The organism is Burkholderia sp. 22088 (genome assembly GCF_052045915.1).
GTDB lineage: Bacteria > Pseudomonadota > Gammaproteobacteria > Burkholderiales > Burkholderiaceae > Burkholderia > Burkholderia cepacia.
The window spans coordinates 83,063-101,251 of sequence record NZ_JBQEPY010000016.1 but is presented as its reverse complement, the minus strand read 5'-3'; the positions used below and the strand labels follow the sequence as shown (position 1 = coordinate 101,251).

Here is an 18,189-nt window from a genome sequence, read left to right as displayed (position 1 = left end):
TCAGCCCGCGTAGTACACGCGGCACTCCTGCTCGCGCCCGCGCACGATGCGCTTGCCGACGAGCGAGCCGACCGTTTCGGTGAAGACGGTGCGCTGGTGTTCGCGCTGCCCGGCGTCGTAGAAATAGAGCGAGACCCAGTCGGTCGGGCGGGAGGCCTCCGGCGTGCGCATCGCGGCAAGCAGGCACAGCGCCGTGAAATGCCAGCCGCCCTTGGTCATGTGCATGACGGGCGACGGCACGTAACCGTCCACGTTCAGGCGCCGGTGCGCGAGCGTCGGCAACACGCCGGCCGCGGCCTTGTTGCGGTACAGGCGGTCGATGTAGAGCAGCAGTTCGACCGGGGGCTCGGTGCCGGGGCCGGCGTCCTGCACGTGGCCCTGCCAGCGCCGGCGGCGGCTCAGCACGTCGTCGAGCGCGGTGCGGATGCCGGCTGCGCGCCGCGGTCCGACGCCCGAGATCGTTTCGAGCTGGCCGTTGCGGGCCGCGCGTTCGAGCTCCTCGAGCGTATCGATGTGAAGCAGGTCGTGAATGCGTAACGCGAGCGCGTGGCCGATACCCGGCACCGCTTCGAATGCGGAGGTGCGTACGGCGTCGCCGCACAGCCGGTCGAGCTGCCGCCAGCGCCCGGTCACCAGCAGCTCGGCAATCGCCTGGGCGACGCCCGTGCCGATCTCGGGCAACGTACCGAGCGCATCGACGCCGCCGGACTCGAACAGCGTGCGGATGTCGAGGTCGAGCGCTTCGACCGTCCCGGCCGACGCGCGGTACGCGGCGACCCGGTAAGGATTCGCGCCCTGGTCAGCCAGCCGTTGCGCCGCCTCGCGCAGGCAGGCCGCGATATGCCGGTTTTCCTCGTACGTTTGGCTGGCGCTCGTCTGCATCGCGAGGGACCCGGGGAAGCACAAACGGAATGGACACGGCGAACGATGCGCCGGTCGGCTTTTCATCATTGTCGCGACACGCGTTGAAGAAAACTTGACGCACGTCAATAGCAAACGTAGCACAGGTGCGAGGTGCACGGTCGTGCCGGTAGGGGCACGACCGTGCGTCGCGTGATGCGGTCACGCGTCGAGAAACGACTGCGCGTTCTCGGCCTCGGCGGCCGTGCGCAACGCGGCGAGCGCCCGTTTCTCGATCTGGCGCACGCGTTCGCGCGACATGCCGGCGTCGTGCGCGATCGCATCGTAGGTATCGGGCTCGGCGCCGCCGAGGCCGAACCGCCGGCGCAGCACGTCGGCCTCGGCCGGCGTGACCGACCGGAGCAGCGACCGCACACACTCGCGCATGCGCGTGTCCGCCAGTTGCTCGAACGGGCTGGCCGACGCCTGGTCCTCGATCAGCTCCACGAGGCCGGTGTCCGCGTCGGGCAGCGGCGCATCGAGCGACACGGGCTCGGCAGGCAGCGCGAGCACCGCACGCAGCTTGTCCTCGTCGAGGCCGGTTTCGGCCGCGAGTTCGGCCGGCGTCGCCCGGCGCCCCGTGCGCTGGTGAAAACGCAGCGCATGCCGTTGCACACGCTGATACTGGTCGCCCACGTGCACGGGCACGCGGATCGTGCGTGCGCGATCCGCGACCGCGCGCGCGATCGCCTGGCGGATCCACCAGGTCGCATAGGTCGAGAACTTGAACCCGCGCCGGTATTCGAATTTCTCGATCGCGCGCATCAGGCCGAGGCTGCCGTCCTGCACGAGATCGGGCAGGTCGACGCCGCGGTTCATGTACTTGCGCGCGATCGACAGCACGAGCCGCAGGTTCGCCTCGAGCATCGCGCGCGTGGCGTCGCGCACTTTCTGCTGGCCGTCGGCGAGCGCTGCGGCGAGTGCCCGCCGCGCGACCGCGTCGAAGCTGGCGGCTTCGCCTGCTTCGGTGCCGTGCGGCGCGGACGCGAGCGTGTCCACGACGCGGCTCGCGTCGTCGACCGCCGGTGCGAGCCACGCGATCGAGCCGAGCAGGGCGGCCATGCGGTTACGCGCGTCACGGTATTCGTCCGAACGGACGCCATGCGCGTGCAACGCGCCGCGCAGGGCCGCGACGGCCGTCTGCAGTGCGTCGTAGCTGGCCGGCGCGGGCGTGTCGGGGGCGTCGCCGTCGCCGTCGGAAGCCCCGGCGCCGCCGGTCGTCGCCGTCGCGCGGTGACGCGCAAGCAACGAGTCGACCGCCGCCGGATAGCCGGCGATCGCATGCAGGATCTGGTGACGGCCCGTCTCGAGTTCGCGGGCAAGCACGATTTCGCCTTCGCGCGTGAGCAGCGGCACCGCCTGCATGCGCCGCATGTAGAGCGCGAGCGGGTCGGTCGACGCGCTCGTGCCGCGTGCGAGGTCGCCGAGCATCGCGCGGCCTTCGTCGAGCGCATCGCGATCAACATCGACCGGCGACGAACCGGCGAACGGCGCAGGCGCGGCCGGCTCGTCGAGCACGGCGATGCCGATGTCGGCGAGTGCGGCGCGCACGACGTCGAGCGCGTCGGGGCTGTCGCTTTCGGGCGGCAGCGCGTCGACGAGGTCGGCGTGGGTCAGATAACCCTGTTCGCCGGCGAGCGCCAGCAACTGGATGATCGGATCGAGCGGCGTGTCCGCCCGGGGAGTGGGGCGTGGCGTAGTCATGTCGATGGCGGCGTGAGCCGCGCTCCTGTCTGGGCGGGCCGAAGCCCGCCGGTTTCGGGCCGCCGGTTGCTCGCGAACCCCGTCCGCGCCGGCCAGCCTGACATCGTTCAAGTTGAGGGCATTTGCGCGAACTTCAACGCGAGCGCGGCAGACCCATCAGCACGCGGCGTGCCTGCGCGCGCGTCTGGTGCTGGAAACAAAAAGTAACCGATCATACCGGGCGGAAATCTGCAGGGGACGTAAGCTAGAGTCAGGCGCGCAGCCTGGCTGCGCAGCGCAGATTCCGCCGGAGCAAGAAATGACCCTGATTCCCGCCGCGAGGTGTGCGGTATTCGCGTTGACCACGCTGGCCCTCGGCGGCTGTTATTACACGAGTCCGTACGGCTATGCGCCGTATTACGCGCCGGCGCCGGCCACGCTGACGCAGCGCGAGATACCCGTCACGCCGGCTTCACCGGGTAGCGCCGCATCGAGCCAGGGCTCGACGGCGGTCGCGCCGCCCGTGGCCGACCCGGCTCCCGTCTACGTCGCGCCGGCCTATCCGCCGCCGTATCCCTATCCGTATCCGTACTATGCCCCCGCGTATTACCCGGGCTGGTACGGCTGGGGAGCGCCGGCGATCTCGGTCGGCTTCTGGGGCGGCTGGGGCGGTGGCTACTGGCGCGGACGCGGCGGGTACTGGCATCGTCCGTGGGGTGGCGGCCACTGGGGCGGCGGCCACTCGGGTGGCGGCTGGGGCGGGCATCGGCACTGACCGGCGCGCGGCGGCACCGCGCGGGAGAGCATCATGAGGAATTCGATTGTCCGAAGTCTGTACGTCGTCCTGCTCGGCCTCGCGGCCGCGCCGGGCGTCGCCGACGCGCAGAGCAGCGCCTACACGAACTCGCCGGCCGAACTGTTTGCGGGGCCGGCGCCCGACTATCCGGTGGTGGCGCAGATTCCGCCCGACACGGCGCTGGACGTCTTCGGCTGCCTGAGCGACTACTCGTGGTGCGACGTCGCGCTGCCGGGCGTGCGCGGCTGGATCGATGCGCAGTTGCTCGAGTATCCGTACCAAGGCAGCTACGTGCCGTTGCTCGAATACGGCGCGATCATCGGGGTTCCGGTGACAGGATTCGCGATCGCCGCGTACTGGGATCGTTATTACCGGCACCGTCCGTGGTATCACGACCGCGATCGCTGGGCGCATCGTCCGGAACCGCGGCTCGGCCCCGGGGGCATGCCGCCGGGACAAGGCCGTCCGCAACCGGGCGGGCCGATGCAGGTTGCACCGGGCGGCCCGCCGCCCGTGCACGACGCGCGGCCGTCGGCTGCACGCGGCGGCTGGAACGGCGCGATCCGCACACCGCCGCCGGCAGCACCGGCGCCTTCACCGATGCCGGGCGGGGCGGGCAACGCGCGTCCGGCCGGCCCGCCGCCGGCCGTGCTGCGCCCGCCGCCCGCACCGGGAGGCGAGGCGCGTCCGATGCCGCCGGCGATGCACCAGGGAGGCGAGGCGCGTCCGATGCCGCCGGCGATGCACCAGGGAGGCGAGGCGCGTCCGGTGCCGCCGCCGGTGCGTCAGGGAGGCGGGGGCGGCGGCGGTTATGCGCGGCCGCAAGGTGGTGGAAACGGTGGCGGTAACCACGGTGGTGGCGGAGGCGGTGGCCCCGAGGATTTCCGTCACTGATGTCGCCGGCGCTGGGGATTCCCGGGCGCCGGACGAAAAAAAACCGCTCCGGAGAGCGGCTTCCACAGCGGCGCGGGCGGGTTGTCCTGCCCCCAGCCCGACCGGCTGCGCGTGGCGGGCAGCCGGCCGTACTACTCGCGTCAGTCGTCGAGCAACGACAGGTCGCGCACGGCACCCTTGTCGGCGGACATGACCAGCTTCGCGTAGGCCTTCAGCGCCGCGGACACCTTGCGCGGACGCGGCTGCGCAGGCTTCCAGCCCTTCGCGTTCTGCTCTTCGCGGCGGCGCGCCAGCTCTTCGTCGGACACGAGCACGTTGATCGTGCGGTTCGGGATGTCGATGCGGATCTTGTCGCCGTCGCGCACGAGGCCGATCGCGCCGCCCGCCGCGGCTTCCGGCGAGCAGTGGCCGATCGACAGGCCCGACGTGCCGCCCGAGAAGCGGCCGTCCGTCAGCAGCGCGCATGCCTTGCCGAGCCCCTTCGACTTGATGTAGCTGGTCGGGTAGAGCATCTCCTGCATGCCGGGGCCGCCTTTCGGGCCTTCGTAGCGGACGATCACGATATCGCCGGCCTTGACCTTGTCGTTGAGGATGTTCTCGACAGCTTCATCCTGCGATTCGGTCACGTGAGCCGAGCCTTCGAACACGTGGATGCTCTCGTCGACGCCGGCCGTCTTCACCACGCAGCCGTCGAGCGCGATGTTGCCCGTCAGCACGGCGAGGCCGCCTTCCTTCGAGAACGCATGCTCGTACGAGCGGATGCAGCCTTCGGCGCGGTCGAGGTCGAGGCTCGGCCAGCGCGTGTCCTGGCTGAACGCGACCTGCGTCGGGATGCCGGCCGGGCCGGCCAGGTAGAACGTGCGGACCGCATCGTCCTGCGTGCGGACGATGTCCCACTGGTCGAGCGCATCCTTCAGCGACGGTGCGTGCACGGTCGGCACGTCGGTGTGCAGCTTGCCGGCGCGGTCGAGCTCGCCCAGGATCGCCATGATGCCGCCTGCGCGGTGCACGTCCTCGATGTGGTACTTGTTCGTGTTCGGCGCGACCTTGCACAGCTGCGGCACGACGCGCGACAGGCGGTCGATGTCCTTCATCGTGAAGTCGATGCCGGCTTCCTGCGCGATCGCCAGCAGGTGCAGGATCGTGTTGGTCGAACCGCCCATCGCGATGTCGAGCGTCATGGCGTTCTCGAACGCCTTGAAGCCCACCGAGCGCGGCAGCACGCGTTCGTCGTCCTGCTCGTAGTGCTGGCGGGCGAGCTCGACGATCCGGCGGCCGGCGCGTTTGAACAGCTGCTCGCGATCGGCGTGCGTGGCCACCACCGTGCCGTTGCCGGGCAGCGACAGGCCGAGCGCTTCGGTCAGGCAGTTCATCGAGTTCGCGGTGAACATGCCCGAGCACGAACCGCAGGTCGGGCAGGCCGAGCGTTCGACTTCAGCGACGTCGGCGTCCGAATACGACGGATCGGCCGCGATCACCATCGCGTCGACGAGGTCGAGCTTCTTCAGTTCGACGGTCTTGGTGACCGGGTTCGCGAGGCGCGTCTTGCCGGCTTCCATCGGGCCGCCCGACACGAAGATCACCGGGATGTTCAGGCGCATCGCGGCCATCAGCATCCCCGGCGTGATCTTGTCGCAGTTCGAGATGCAGACCATCGCGTCCGCGCAGTGCGCGTTCACCATGTATTCGACCGAATCCGCGATGATGTCGCGGCTCGGCAGCGAATACAGCATGCCGTCATGGCCCATTGCGATGCCGTCGTCGACCGCGATCGTGTTGAATTCCTTCGCGACGCCGCCGGCAGCCTCGATCTCCCGCGCGACGAGCTGGCCGAGATCCTTCAGGTGCACGTGCCCGGGCACGAACTGGGTGAACGAGTTGACGACCGCGATGATCGGCTTCGAGAAATCGTCGTCTTTCATGCCGGTGGCGCGCCAGAGCGAGCGCGCACCCGCCATGTTGCGGCCGGCGGTGGAAGTTTTGGAACGGTAAGTGGGCATTGTCGTTGCTGAAGAAATATCGCGGGAAAAGGGTGGAGGCACGGGGAATAAGGGCCTCTCTCGCGCCCGTGCGAACAACCTCTTGAGCTGCGCCCTGGGCAAACCCGGCGATTATCCCACAGCCGCCGCGGGCGTGGCGCCCGCGGGGCCGGCAACCGGCGCCGCAGGTGTGCCCGGCGCAAAACGTGCCGAAGGCCGCGGGACGGCCGCGCGACCGGGCGGGAAGCCGACCGGGCCGCGCATCGATCGGTGATCGCCGCGCGATCCGGCCCCGAGCGGGCGATCAGTCGAGCAGCGTCAGGATCTCGTCGTACAGCGCCTTCGGAATCCGCACGCCGTTCGCGATGCTGCGCGCGCGGGCGTCGAAGCGCCGTTGCGACGGCAGCCGCGCGCCCTGCGCGACGATCGATTCGAACATCCGCTCGCCGCGCGCGAGCCCGGTATCGAGATCGTCGCCGAGGAACACCTTCGGGTCGAAGGCGATCACGAGTTCGCCATGGCACGGCGTCGCGCCGACGCCTTCGTCGAAGTCCATCGACTCGCGGCTCGTCATGTCGCCGATCAGCGCGCCGCCGAGCAACTCGACCATCGCCGCGAGCGCCGACCCCTTGTGACCACCGAACGTGCGCATCGCGCCCTGCAGCGCGGCCTTCGGATCGGTGGTCGGCCGGCCCTCGGCGTCGATCGCCCATTCCGGGGGGATCGCCTTGCCTTGCTTCGCATGCAGCTCGATGTCGCCGCGTGCGATCGCGCTCGTCGCGAAGTCGAACACGAACGGCACGCCGCCCGGGCGCGGCCACGCGAACGCGATCGGGTTCGTGCCGAACACGGGCTCCCTGCCGCCTTCCGGCGCGACCCAGCTATGGCTCGGATTCATCGCGATGCCGACCAGCCCCTCGGCCGCGATCGCCTCGACTTCCGGCCACAGCGCGGAGAAGTGGTAGCAATGGTTGATCGTCATCGCGGCGATCCCGTGCTGTTTCGCCATCTCGACGAGCACGGGCAGGCCCGTTTCGAAACTCAGCAGCGAGAAGCCGCGATGCGCGTCGACCGCGACGATCGACGACGACAGCCGGCGCAGCGTCGGCACGGCTTGCGGATCAACCTTGCCCTTCTTCAGCGAACGCACGCACACGAGCAGCCGATACACGCCATGCGAATGGCATTCGTCGCGCTGGCCCTGCGTGATCACGTTGGCGATGGCCCGGGCATGGGCGTCGGACATGCCGTGGTGCGTCAGCACGCGCAGCGCGAGCGCGTGGACTTCATCGAGCGACAGGACGACTTCGGCGATTTGCTCAGACATGGTTCGCCTCCCGCGGCGCGGGCACGCCGTCGATGCGTTGCGGCACGTTCAGCGGATTGCCGTTACGGATCGCGTCCGGCAACAGCGCATCCGGCAGGTCCTGATACGACACCGGGCGCAGGAAGCGCTCGATCGCTCGCGCGCCGACGGACGTCGTGCGCGTGTCGGACGTCGCCGGGAACGGGCCGCCGTGCACCATCGCGTGGCCGACCTCGACGCCCGTGCCGAAACCGTTGACGAGAATGCGGCCGGCCTTGCGCTCGAAGGTCGGGCGCAGCGCGGTGAACAGGGCGGCGTCGCCGTCGGCGAGATGCGCGGCGATCGTCAGCTGGCCTTCGAGCGACTTCAGCACGCGATGCAGCGTGTCGGCGTCCGGGCAGCGCACGATCAGCGAAGCGGGGCCGAAGACTTCTTCGCGCAGTTCGGGATGCGCGACGAACGCATCGGCCGAGGTCGCCAGCAGGGCGGCGCGGGCCTGCAGCCGGTCGCCTTCCGTGCCTTGCGCGAGCAACTCGACCGCAGCGTGAGCGCGCAGCGCCGCGACACCGCCTTCGTAGCTGGCGTGAATGTGCGGCGTCAGCATCGTTTGCGCGGGCGCTGCACGCACCGCGGCGGCGGCCGTTTCCTCGAACGCGCGCAAGGCGGGGCCGTCGACCGCGAGCACGAGGCCCGGATTCGTGCAGAACTGGCCGGCGCCGAGCGTGAGCGACGCGACGAACTGCGGCGCGATCGTGTCGTGGCGCGCGTCGAGCGCGGCGGGAAACAGCAGCACGGGGTTGATCGAGCTCATTTCCGCATAGACGGGAATCGGCTCGGGGCGTGCGGCGGCGATGTGCATCAGCGCGACGCCGCCGCGCCGCGAGCCGGTGAAACCGACGGCCTTGATGCGCGGATCGGCGACGAGCGCCTGGCCGATCTCGCGCGATGCGTCGAACAGCAGCGAGAACACGCCGGCGGGCATTCCGCATTCGCGCGCGGCCTGCTGGATCGCGCGGCCGACGAGTTCCGACGTGCCGGGGTGCGCCGAATGCGCCTTGACGATCACCGGGCAGCCGGCCGCGAGCGCCGACGCCGTATCGCCGCCGGCGACCGAGAACGCGAGCGGGAAATTCGACGCGCCGAACACGGCGACGGGCCCGACCGCGATGTTGCGCAGGCGCAGGTCGACGCGCGGCAGCGGCTTGCGTTCGGGGCGCGCCGGATCGATCCGCGCGTCGAGAAAGCCGCCGTCGCGCACGAGCGACGCGAACAGCGCGAGCTGGCCGACCGTACGGCCGCGCTCGCCTTCGATGCGGGCGCGCGGCAGGCCCGTCTCGACGACGCAGCGCTCGATCAGGTCGTCGCCGAGCGCCATGATGTGGCGGCCGATCGCGTCGAGAAACGCGGCCCGAGCTTCGAGCGACGTTTCGCGATAGATGTCGAACGCGTCGTCGGCGAGCGCGCAGGCCGTCTCCAGGTCGTGCAGGCTCGCGCCGCCGAAGGCGGGCTCGAGCCGTTCGCCGGTGGCGGCGGCGATCGCGTGGAGGGTGCCGTTCTGTCCGGCGACGGCGGACTGGCCGATCAGGAGCTGACCTGTGAGTTGCATGGTTTTCCTCGAAAAATGCAGGGGCCGGGCGTGGGGCGCCCGGCCGAAGGGATCATGGGAAACGGCGGGGGCGCGTCAGTCCTCGTCGTCGTCGAGCTGCAGCTTGTCGGAACGGACGCCTGTATTCGCCCCCCAGTAGTAGATGACGAGCGCGACGGCCGCGACCACAACCGTGTCGTACGGATGGGCGAGCCGGCCCGTGCCGCCGAAGCCGCCGAGATACGACAGCACGATCATCGCGGCATAAAACGCGATCAGCCACGCGGACGAGCGCACCTGCTCGGCGAGGCTCAGGTGTGCGGTCGGCACCCAGCGGCGGCACGCGAGGTAGATGACGAACATCACGATCTGCAGGCCGAGCAGCCAGGACACGGTGCTCCAGCCCGACCAGTAGACGATCAGCGCGGCGATCACGAACGATGCGGGGCCGGTGATGCCGAACGCGCTCGCGCGGAACGGCCGCGGCAGGTCGGGCGCGGTGCGGCGCAGTGCGGCGACCGAGACCGGCGCGACCGCATAGCTCAGCACCAGCGCGGCGGACACGATGTTGATCAGCGCTTCCCACGACGGGAACGGCATCGTCCAGAAGATCGCGAGGCCGAATGTGAGCCACAGGCCTGCGCGCGGGATGCCCGACGCTTCGTCGACGCGCGTGAACACCTTGAAGAAGGTGCCCGTCTTCGCCCAGCCGTAGACGACGCGCGGCGTCGCGTTCATGTAGATGTTGCCGCAGCCGCTCGGCGAGATCATCGCGTCGGCGACGACCATCACCGCGAGCCAGCCGACGCCGAGCGCGAGCGCGATGTCGCGATACGGCAGCGAGAACGCCTTGCTCACGTCGTGCCAGCCGCCGGCGAGCATCGTGGTCGGGATGCTGCCGATGAACGCGAGCTGCAGCAGCACGTAGATCAGCGTCGACAGCAGGATCGACAGGATCAGCGCGATCGGGATCGTGCGCTGCGGATTGCGCACCTCGCTCGCGACCGACACGATCGGCGTGAGCCCGAGATACGCGAAGATGATGCCGCCGGCGGACACGGCCATCTCTATGCCCGGCATGCCGAACGGCGCGAAGCCGTGCACGGTCAGGTTCGCCGGCTTGAAGAACGTGAACAGCACCGCGATCACCGACAGCGGCACGATGAACTTGAAGATGCTGATGATGTTGTTCGCTTTCGCGAACGTCTTCACGCTCGAATAGTTCAGGTAAAAGAAGAAGCACAGCAGCGCGGCCTGCACGAGCCAGCCGATCGTCGTCGGGTCGCTCGATCCTTCCACCGTCAGGCCCGGAAACCACGCGGCCGCGTACTGGCGCGCGGCGACGACCTCGATCGCGATCAGGCTCGAAAAGGCGATCAGCGTGATGAAGCCCATCAGGTAGCCGAGCAGCGGGCCGTGCGAGAACACCGGGTAGCGGACCACGCCGCCCGCGCGCGGCAGCGCGGCGCCGAGTTCGCAGTAGACGATGCCGAGCAGCAGTACCGCGAAGCCGCCGAGCAGCCACGAGAAGATGCCGGCCGGGCCCGCGATCGTCGAGACGTGACTCGCGGCGAACAGCCACCCCGAACCGAAAATGGCGCCGAGACCGATGAACGTGAGATCGGTCAGCGACAGCTGTTTCTTGAACTTGCCGTGACCCGCGTCGGGGTGCGCGGAACGGGAAAGCGGGACAGACGGGTGTGCGTTGCCTTGGCCTGGCATGGGCTTGTCTCCTGGGGGGAATATCGGCACAGGCTCGAGGTGCGTCGCGCTCCGACGGAGCAGCGGCGCAGGCCTGCCGGCCGGCGTCGCCCGGTTCGAACGACCGGGGCGGGCGGCGGGGCGTTCACGCGCGGCGCGGGTTGGCGCCGGTACGAACGGGCCCGCAGGCCATGCCGGACCGGAGACGGCGGCGCGCAGGCGCAGGGCCGGCGCACCGCCGCACGGGGAGTCGGTCAGAGACCGACGTCGGGCAGCGCCGGGCGCGTTTCGAGCGCCTTTGCGACGATGGCCTTCACTTCCGCGAGCGTGTCGCCCTGCAGCGCGAGGCGCGGCGGGCGCGTGATCGCGCTGCCGCGGCCGACCAGCTCTTCGCACAGCTTGATGCACTGCACGAGGTCGGGGCGCGCGTCGAGGTGCAGCAGCGGCATGAACCAGCGGTACAGCGCGAGCGCTTCGTCGAAACGCTTTTGCTTCGCGAGGCGGAACAGCGTCTCGCCTTCCTTCGGGAACGCATTCGACATGCCCGACACCCAGCCTTCGGCGCCGACGGCGATGCTCTCGACCACGACGTCGTCGAGGCCCGCGAACAGCACGAAGCGATCGCCGACCGCGTTGCGCAGGTCGATGAAGCGGCGCGTATCGCCCGACGAATCCTTGAAGCAGACGATGTTCTCGCAATCCTGCAGCGCGATCAGCACGTCGGGCGTCACGTCGTTCTTGTAGATCGGCGGGTTGTTGTAGACCATCACCGGCAGGTCGGTACTCGTCGCGACCGCGCGGAAGTGCGCGGCGGTTTCGTGCGGCTTGGCCGAGTAGACCAGCGCGGGCATCACCATCACGCCGTCGACGCCGACGCGCTGCGCTTCGCGCACCGTGTTGCGCGCGAATTCGGTCGTGAATTCGGCGATCCCGGCGATCACCGGAATCTTGCCGCCCGCCGCGTCGCGTGCGGCCTCGATCACCTGGAGCTTTTCGCTCGTCGACAGCGACGTGTTCTCGCCGACCGTGCCGCAGACCACGAGGCCCGACACGCCGTCGTTCACCAGGTTCTTCACCACACGGTGCGTGGCGTCGATGTCGAGGGAAAAGTCAGGCTTGAACTGGGTGCTGACGGCCGGGAAAACCCCGGTCCATTGAATGGCTTTGCGGCTCACTGAAATCTCCTACGTTCGTATCGGTCGGCCGACGGGTGTGTCGGTGTGGCAACCAGTATCGCCGCGCAAATGCCCATCACGCTTGAGTCGTATCGCGGAGCAAAATGACGAAATCGGCACAGCGGCCGGACGGCGCGGGAAGGGCGCTTCGCACTATGCCGATTTCGTCGTCGTCCTCATCGAAAAGCCACAAGCGGACGGACGCGCGACGGAGGAAGCTATGCTCCTTTCCCCACTTCGGACGGCTCATGATGAAGCGCATCCAGATCATCGATTCGCACACGGGCGGCGAACCCACTCGGCTCGTCGTGTCCGGTTTCCCCGCGCTCGGCAGCGGCACGATGGCCGAGCGCCGCGACGTGCTCGCGCGCGAGCACGACCGCTACCGCACCGCATGCATCCTCGAGCCGCGCGGCAGCGACGTGCTGGTCGGCGCGCTGCTGTGCGAGCCCGTGTCGCCCGATGCGGCGGCCGGCGTGATCTTCTTCAACAATAGCGGCTATCTCGGGATGTGCGGGCACGGCACGATCGGCGTCGTGCGCACGCTGCACCACATGGGGCGCATCGCGCCCGGCGTGCACCGGATCGAAACGCCGGTCGGTACCGTCGAGGCGACGCTGCACGACGACCTGTCGGTCAGCGTGCGCAACGTGCCCGCGTATCGCCATGCGAAGGGCGTCGCGCTCGACGTGCCGGGTTACGGCTCCGTGAAGGGCGACATCGCGTGGGGCGGCAACTGGTTCTTCCTGATCAGCGACCACGGGCAGCGCGTCGCCGGCGACAACGTCGCGGCGCTCACCGCGTATGCGTCGGCCGTGCGCGAAGGGCTCGAACGCGCGGGCATCACCGGCGCGAACGGCGGCGAGATCGACCATATCGAGCTGTTCGCTGACGATCCCGATCACGACAGCCGCAGCTTCGTGCTGTGCCCGGGCCTCGCGTACGACCGTTCGCCGTGCGGCACCGGCACGAGCGCGAAGCTCGCGTGCCTCGCGGCCGACGGCAAGCTCGCGCCGGGCGCCGTGTGGCGGCAGGCGAGCGTGATCGGCAGCGTGTTCCACGCGAGCTTCGAAGAAGCCGACGGCGGGATCGTGCCGACGATCCGCGGCAGTGCGCACCTGAGCGCGGAAGCGACGCTCCTGATCGAGGAAGACGATCCGTTCGGCTGGGGTATCGCGCCGTGAGCGACGCGAAGACGGATGTCGTCGTGATCGGCGCCGGCATCGTCGGCGCCGCGTGCGCGCACGAACTCGCGCAGCGCGGGCTGCGCGTGCTCGTCGTCGACGACGCGAGCGGCGGGGCGACCGGCGCGGGCATGGGGCACCTCGTCGCGATGGACGACAACGCGGCCGAACTCGCGCTGAGCCATTACTCGATCGAACTGTGGCGCGCGTTGAGCGGCGAGATGCCCGAAGGCTGCGCGTACCGCAACTGCGGCACGCTGTGGCTCGCGGCCGATGCGCACGAGATGGATCTCGCGCGCGCGAAGCAGGCGGCGCTCGCCGCGCACGGCGTGGCCGGCGAACTGATCGACGCGGCGGCGCTCGCGCAACTGGAGCCGATGTTGCGCGCGGGCCTCGGCGGCGCGCTGAAGATTCCCGGTGACGCGATCCTCTATGCGCCCGTCACCGCGAACTGGCTGCTGCAGCGCGCGCCGCGTATCACGTTGCGGCGCGACCGGGCCGTCGCGGTCGACGGCCCGAGCGTGACGCTCGCGAGCGGCGACACGCTGCGCGCGGAGCGGGTGGTCGTGGCGAACGGCGTTGCGGCGCGCACGCTGCTGCCCGAACTGCCGCTGCGCCCGAAAAAGGGCCATCTGCTGATTACCGACCGCTATCCGGGCCAGGTGTCGCACCAGCTCGTCGAGCTGGGTTATGCGGCGAGCGCGCATGCGAGCGACGGCACGTCGGTCGCGTTCAACGTGCAGCCGCGGCCGACCGGCCAGTTGCTGATCGGCTCGTCGCGCCAGTTCGACACCGAGGACGCGCAAGTCGAGCCGCCCGTGCTCGCGCGCATGCTGCGTCGCGCGGTGGGCTATCTGCCGGACCTGGCCGACCTGAACGGCATCCGCGCGTGGACGGGGTTCCGTTCCGCGAGCCCCGACGGCCTGCCGCTGCTCGGCGAGCACCCGGCACGGCCGGGCGTGTGGCTCGCGGTCGGGCATGAAGGGCTCGGCGTGACGACCGCGCCGGGCAGCGCGCGGCTCGTCGCCGCGCTGATGGCCGGCGAGCGGCCGCCCATCGATATCGAACCGTATTTGCCGGGACGCTTCCTGACCGCGTCCCCTGTAGCCGGAGCGCTGACATGAAACGACCCCCACGCTCACTTCGTTCGCTGCCCCCCGGGGGGGCGGTCAGCCTCCTTGGGGCGGCCCGGCGGAGGCTGACATGATCATTCATCTGGACGGCCGCGCGCTGACGGTGGCCGACGGCGCGACCGTCGCGGCCGCCATTGCGGCGAGCGGCGACGACACGACGCGCGTGTCGTGCACGGGCGCGGTGCGCGCGCCGTTTTGCGGGATGGGCATCTGCCAGGAGTGCCGGATGACGATCGACGGGCGGCGCCGGCTGGCTTGCCAGACGTTGTGCCGCGACGGGATGCAGGTGGAGCGTACGCGATGAAACAGGAACGACTGAGCGTCGACATCGCGATCGTCGGCGCGGGCCCGGCCGGGCTGTCGGCCGCGCGGGCGGCCGCACGAAGCGGTGCGACGGTGGCGATCGTCGACGACAACCCGCGCGCGGGCGGGCAGATCTGGCGACAGGGCGCAGCGGCCACGCCCGCGCCGGTCGCCAGCGAGCGGCTCGCCGTATTGCGGCAGCCGAACGTCACGCATCTCGCGGCAACGCGCATCGTCGCCGAAACGCAGCCGGGCACGCTGCTGCTCGAAGACGACGAACGCGGGCTGCTGCTGGATTTCCGGACACTGATTCTCTGCTGCGGCGCACGCGAACTGCTGCTGCCGTTTCCGGGCTGGACGCTGCCGGGCGTCACCGGTGCGGGCGGCCTGCAGGCGCTGGTCAAGTACGGCCTCGACGTGCGCGGACAGCGCACGGTGATCGCGGGCAGCGGGCCGCTGCTGCTGGCGAGCGCGGCGACGGCCCGTCAGGCCGGTGCGCGCGTGTCGCACGTGCTCGAACAGGCAGGTTGGGGCGATGTGGCCGGCTTCGGCGCCGGGCTGTGGCGCTGGCCGTCGAAGCTCGCGCAGGCCGCGAAACTCGTCACGGCTGCCTACCGGGCCGATGCCCACGTCGTCGAGGCGTTCGGCGACAAGCGGCTCGAACGCGTGCGGATCCGGCACGGCGATCGCGAGTTCGACGTCGACTGCGACCGGCTCGCGTGCGGTTTCGGCCTCGTGCCGAATACGGTGCTGCCGAGCCATCTCGGCTGCCGGATCGACAACGGCGCGGTCGCGGTCGATGCACACCAGCGTACGAGCCGCGACGGGGTGTTTGCGGCCGGCGAGTGCACGGGCGTCGGCGGCAGCGAATTGGCGATGATCGAAGGCGAGATTGCCGGCCATGCGGCAACCGGGCAGACGGCGCCGCTGGCTGCGCTCGTCGCGCGGCGCGCGCACTGGCAGGCGTTTGCGGACGCCGTGCGCGAACGGTTTGCGATCCGCGAGCCGGTCCGCCGGCTGGCGCGGCCCGATACGCTGCTGTGTCGCTGTGAAGACGTGCGTTTCGAGGCAGTCGCGCAAGCGCCGGGCTGGACGGCGGCGAAACTGCAGTCGCGTTGCGGGATGGGCGCATGCCAGGGCCGCGTGTGCGGTGCGGCTGCACAGGCGTTGTTCGGCTGGACGCCGCCGGTGCCGCGCACGCCGCTCGTGCCAGCGCGGGTCGGCACGCTGATGCTGGACGGTACGGCCTCCTGCGACGGCGCGTGACGGATCGCGGAATCGCGGCATCACGGAATCGCGGCATCACGGAATCGCAGCATCGCGGAATCGCGGCATCGCAGCATCGCAGCATCGCAGCATCGCAGCATCGCGGCCCGGTTGACACCGGGTCGCGTCATTCATTCCGCCGTCACTTTCTCCCATCCCCCGACCTGCGGTGCGGCACAGGCGCGCAGGCACTCGATCGTCGCGGCCACCGCCGCGCGATTCGCACTGTCGGGGTGCCAGTACATCGACACCGCGCCCTGGCCTTCGAGCTGCATCGGCAGGATCCGGATCGCGTTCAATTGCTCGAAGCGCTGCGCGGCACGATACGACGCGACACCGAGCAGGTCGGTGTTGTTCAGCAGCGTGAGGTTGAGGATCGACGAATTCGATTCGACACAGTGGGGCGGCCGAACGCGGCCGGCGGCCGTCAGCGCGGCCTCGAGCGCGTTGTGCACGGGCGTGCCCGACGGCCACACGATCCACGAACAGGCGAGCACGTCGTCCCAGCCGACCGACGCCGCACCGGCGAGCGCGTGACCGGGCCGCGCGACGAACACGACCGGATCGACATACAGCGCTTCGGCATGCAGCAGCGGATCGACGGATGTCGACCCCGAGCGGCCCACGACGATATCCAGTTCGCTGCGCGCGAGCTGCGGCATCAGCTGGTTCATCGTGCTTTCGGTGAGCCGCACCTGCGCGCGCGGCATCCGTTTGAGCAGTTGCGACACCGCGAGCGGCACCGTGTCGGCCGCCGCGACGCCTGACGTGCCGATCGTCACGAGGCCGCTGCCGCCTTCGCGCAGCGCGGCCATGTCGTCGCGCGCGACGTCGAGCTGCGCTTCGACGCGGCGCGCATGCTCGATCAGCGCTTCGCCGTAGGCGGTCGGCCGCAGCCCGCGCGCATGCCGTTCGAACAGCGGCAGCCCGACGTCCTCTTCCAGTTCCTTCAGCCATTTCGACAGCGCGGGCTGCGTGGTCGCGAGCGCCACCGCCGACTGGCTCAGGTTGCCGGTGCCGGCAAGGCTCAACAGTACCTGCAGATGCCGCAGCCGCAGCCGGTGGGTCCAGTCCATCGCATGCCTCGTCGCGAGAAGGTATATCCAGAATGATATGGATTAGATGATTTGACCATTTTACCGGGTATGCCTGGGTCGAATATAAATCTGCTGACGGACTGCAGCACGGTCCCCGACCCGACATAGCGCCGACGCCGATCGGCCGACTCCCAGGAGACATCATGACGACCCATCCGGACGCGTCGCGCGCCGCCTACTACGCACGGATCGCCGAGCAACGCCTGGCGCCGCTGTGGGAATCGCTGCACAACCTCGTGCCGAAATCCCCGCAGCCGGCCGCGCAGGCCGCGATCTGGAAGTACGCGCAGGTGCGCGATCTCGTGATGCAGGCCGGCAGCGTGATCAGCGCGGAAGAAGCCGTGCGCCGCGTGCTGGTGCTGGAGAACCCCGGGCTGCCCGGCAAGTCGAGCATGACGCCGAGCCTGTACGCGGGGTTGCAGCTGATCCTGCCCGGCGAGATCGCGCCGAGCCACCGGCATACGCAGTCGGCGCTGCGCTTCATCGTCGAAGGGCGCGGCGCGTGGACGGCCGTGAACGGCGAGCGCACGACGATGCATCCGGGCGACTTCATCATCACGCCGTCGTGGGCATGGCACGACCACGGCAACCCGTCGGCGGAAGCGGGCGGCGAGCCGGTCGTGTGGCTCGACGGGCTCGACATTCCGCTCGTCGCGCACCTCGACGCGGGCTTCGCGGAGAACTACCCGGAAGTCGTGCAGCCCGTGAATCGCCCGGAAGGCGACAGCCTCGCCCGCTTCGGTCACAACATGGTGCCGGTGCGGCATCGCGCGAGCGATCCGACGTCGCCGGTGTTCAGCTATCCGTACGCACGCACCCGCGAGGCGCTCGACGTGCTGTACCGGAACGGCGAGCTCGATGCGTGGGACGGCGTGAAGCTGCGCTATGTGAACCCCGCGACGGGCGGCTGGCCGATGCCGACGATCGCCACCTTCATGCAGTTCCTGCCCGCCGGTTTCGACGGCCGCACGTACCGCAGCACCGACGCGACGATCTACTGCGTCGTCGAGGGCAGCGGCACCGCGTTCATCGGCGGCAACGCATTCGGATTCGAGCCGCACGACATCTTCGTCGTGCCGTCGTGGGCGCCGGTGCGGCTGTCGGCGTCGTCCGACAGCGTGCTGTTCAGCTATTCCGACCGGCCCGTGCTGTCCGCGCTGAACCTGCTGCGCGAAGCGCGCGACTGA

Annotated in this window: 15 protein-coding genes; 7 read left to right on the top strand and 8 right to left on the bottom strand. The window is 69.9% G+C overall.

The features are described from left to right. Complete coding sequence (locus ACTJLD_RS28190) at window positions 1–882, bottom strand: helix-hairpin-helix domain-containing protein (protein ID WP_021162072.1); 882 nt, start codon at window positions 880–882, stop codon at window positions 1–3. 180 nt (window positions 883–1,062) lie between these two features. Further along, a complete protein-coding gene (locus ACTJLD_RS28185) occupies window positions 1,063–2,604 on the bottom strand; it encodes a sigma-70 family RNA polymerase sigma factor (RefSeq protein ID WP_440660090.1) in 1,542 nt (513 codons plus the stop codon). A gap of 298 nt (window positions 2,605–2,902) precedes the next feature. On the opposite strand from ACTJLD_RS28185, the gene ACTJLD_RS28180 reads away from it, so the two are divergent. Further along, complete coding sequence (locus ACTJLD_RS28180; RefSeq protein WP_440660089.1) at window positions 2,903–3,358, top strand: hypothetical protein; 456 nt, start codon at window positions 2,903–2,905, stop codon at window positions 3,356–3,358. A gap of 33 nt (window positions 3,359–3,391) precedes the next feature. Next, window positions 3,392–4,273 (top strand): SH3 domain-containing protein, encoded by an 882-nt coding sequence (locus ACTJLD_RS28175; protein WP_440660088.1) that lies wholly within the window; start codon window positions 3,392–3,394, stop codon window positions 4,271–4,273. A gap of 140 nt (window positions 4,274–4,413) precedes the next feature. Here the strand turns inward: ACTJLD_RS28175 and ilvD are convergent, their stop codons facing one another. From ilvD to ACTJLD_RS28150, 5 genes are all read right to left on the bottom strand, one after another. Continuing rightward, window positions 4,414–6,273: a dihydroxy-acid dehydratase gene (ilvD, locus tag ACTJLD_RS28170; protein ID WP_027791333.1), complete on the bottom strand. Its 1,860-nt coding sequence runs from the start codon at window positions 6,271–6,273 to the stop codon at window positions 4,414–4,416. A 283-nt stretch (window positions 6,274–6,556) separates the two neighbouring features. Then, complete coding sequence (locus ACTJLD_RS28165) at window positions 6,557–7,579, bottom strand: Ldh family oxidoreductase (protein WP_060207533.1); 1,023 nt, start codon at window positions 7,577–7,579, stop codon at window positions 6,557–6,559. Continuing rightward, the gene (locus tag ACTJLD_RS28160; protein ID WP_440660086.1) at window positions 7,572–9,164 is read right to left on the bottom strand and encodes an aldehyde dehydrogenase (NADP(+)); all 1,593 of its coding nucleotides are present in this window, start codon (window positions 9,162–9,164) and stop codon (window positions 7,572–7,574) included. Before ACTJLD_RS28160 ends, ACTJLD_RS28165 begins: the two co-directional genes overlap by 8 nt. Window positions 9,165–9,239: 75 nt before the next feature. Next, window positions 9,240–10,865, bottom strand: a complete 1,626-nt coding sequence (locus tag ACTJLD_RS28155) for an APC family permease (RefSeq protein ID WP_440660085.1) — start codon at window positions 10,863–10,865, stop codon at window positions 9,240–9,242. 233 nt (window positions 10,866–11,098) lie between these two features. Then, complete coding sequence (locus tag ACTJLD_RS28150; protein ID WP_011547925.1) at window positions 11,099–12,019, bottom strand: dihydrodipicolinate synthase family protein; 921 nt, start codon at window positions 12,017–12,019, stop codon at window positions 11,099–11,101. A gap of 251 nt (window positions 12,020–12,270) precedes the next feature. Between ACTJLD_RS28150 and ACTJLD_RS28145 the strand changes: the two genes are divergently transcribed. From ACTJLD_RS28145 to ACTJLD_RS28130, 4 genes are all read left to right on the top strand, one after another. Next, window positions 12,271–13,203 carry a 4-hydroxyproline epimerase gene (locus ACTJLD_RS28145; protein WP_440660190.1) on the top strand — a complete coding sequence of 311 codons (933 nt, stop codon included), beginning with the start codon at window positions 12,271–12,273 and terminating at the stop codon, window positions 13,201–13,203. Further along, entirely contained in the window at window positions 13,200–14,327 is a 1,128-nt protein-coding gene (locus ACTJLD_RS28140; protein ID WP_059696426.1) for an NAD(P)/FAD-dependent oxidoreductase, read from the top strand. The genes ACTJLD_RS28145 and ACTJLD_RS28140 overlap by 4 nt, the downstream gene beginning before the upstream one ends. 79 nt (window positions 14,328–14,406) lie before the next feature. Further along, the gene (locus ACTJLD_RS28135) at window positions 14,407–14,640 is read left to right on the top strand and encodes a 2Fe-2S iron-sulfur cluster-binding protein (protein ID WP_226180752.1); all 234 of its coding nucleotides are present in this window, start codon (window positions 14,407–14,409) and stop codon (window positions 14,638–14,640) included. After that, a complete protein-coding gene (locus ACTJLD_RS28130; protein WP_440660084.1) occupies window positions 14,637–15,905 on the top strand; it encodes an FAD-dependent oxidoreductase in 1,269 nt (422 codons plus the stop codon). Before ACTJLD_RS28135 ends, ACTJLD_RS28130 begins: the two co-directional genes overlap by 4 nt. A 131-nt stretch (window positions 15,906–16,036) precedes the next feature. Here the strand turns inward: ACTJLD_RS28130 and ACTJLD_RS28125 are convergent, their stop codons facing one another. After that, window positions 16,037–16,981, bottom strand: coding sequence for a LysR family transcriptional regulator (locus ACTJLD_RS28125; RefSeq protein WP_059696422.1), 945 nt, complete (start codon window positions 16,979–16,981; stop codon window positions 16,037–16,039). Window positions 16,982–17,145: 164 nt separating this feature from the next. Here ACTJLD_RS28125 and gtdA point away from each other — a divergent pair, with 164 nt between their 5' ends. Continuing rightward, the gene (gene gtdA / locus ACTJLD_RS28120; RefSeq protein ID WP_440660083.1) at window positions 17,146–18,189 is read left to right on the top strand and encodes a gentisate 1,2-dioxygenase; all 1,044 of its coding nucleotides are present in this window, start codon (window positions 17,146–17,148) and stop codon (window positions 18,187–18,189) included.

Bases quoted from the DNA above. Each gene is read 5' to 3' on its own strand.
- ACTJLD_RS28190 (WP_021162072.1), bottom strand. From the start codon at position 882: ATGCAGACGAGCGCCAGCCAAACGTACGAGGAAAACCGGCATATCGCG.
- ACTJLD_RS28185 (WP_440660090.1), bottom strand. From the start codon at position 2,604: ATGACTACGCCACGCCCCACTCCCCGGGCGGACACGCCGCTCGATCCG.
- ACTJLD_RS28180 (WP_440660089.1), top strand. From the start codon at position 2,903: ATGACCCTGATTCCCGCCGCGAGGTGTGCGGTATTCGCGTTGACCACG.
- ACTJLD_RS28175 (WP_440660088.1), top strand. From the start codon at position 3,392: ATGAGGAATTCGATTGTCCGAAGTCTGTACGTCGTCCTGCTCGGCCTC.
- ilvD (WP_027791333.1), bottom strand. From the start codon at position 6,273: ATGCCCACTTACCGTTCCAAAACTTCCACCGCCGGCCGCAACATGGCG.
- ACTJLD_RS28165 (WP_060207533.1), bottom strand. From the start codon at position 7,579: ATGTCTGAGCAAATCGCCGAAGTCGTCCTGTCGCTCGATGAAGTCCAC.
- ACTJLD_RS28160 (WP_440660086.1), bottom strand. From the start codon at position 9,164: ATGCAACTCACAGGTCAGCTCCTGATCGGCCAGTCCGCCGTCGCCGGA.
- ACTJLD_RS28155 (WP_440660085.1), bottom strand. From the start codon at position 10,865: ATGCCAGGCCAAGGCAACGCACACCCGTCTGTCCCGCTTTCCCGTTCC.
- ACTJLD_RS28145 (WP_440660190.1), top strand. From the start codon at position 12,271: ATGAAGCGCATCCAGATCATCGATTCGCACACGGGCGGCGAACCCACT.
- ACTJLD_RS28135 (WP_226180752.1), top strand. From the start codon at position 14,407: ATGATCATTCATCTGGACGGCCGCGCGCTGACGGTGGCCGACGGCGCG.
- ACTJLD_RS28130 (WP_440660084.1), top strand. From the start codon at position 14,637: ATGAAACAGGAACGACTGAGCGTCGACATCGCGATCGTCGGCGCGGGC.
- ACTJLD_RS28125 (WP_059696422.1), bottom strand. From the start codon at position 16,981: ATGGACTGGACCCACCGGCTGCGGCTGCGGCATCTGCAGGTACTGTTG.
- gtdA (WP_440660083.1), top strand. From the start codon at position 17,146: ATGACGACCCATCCGGACGCGTCGCGCGCCGCCTACTACGCACGGATC.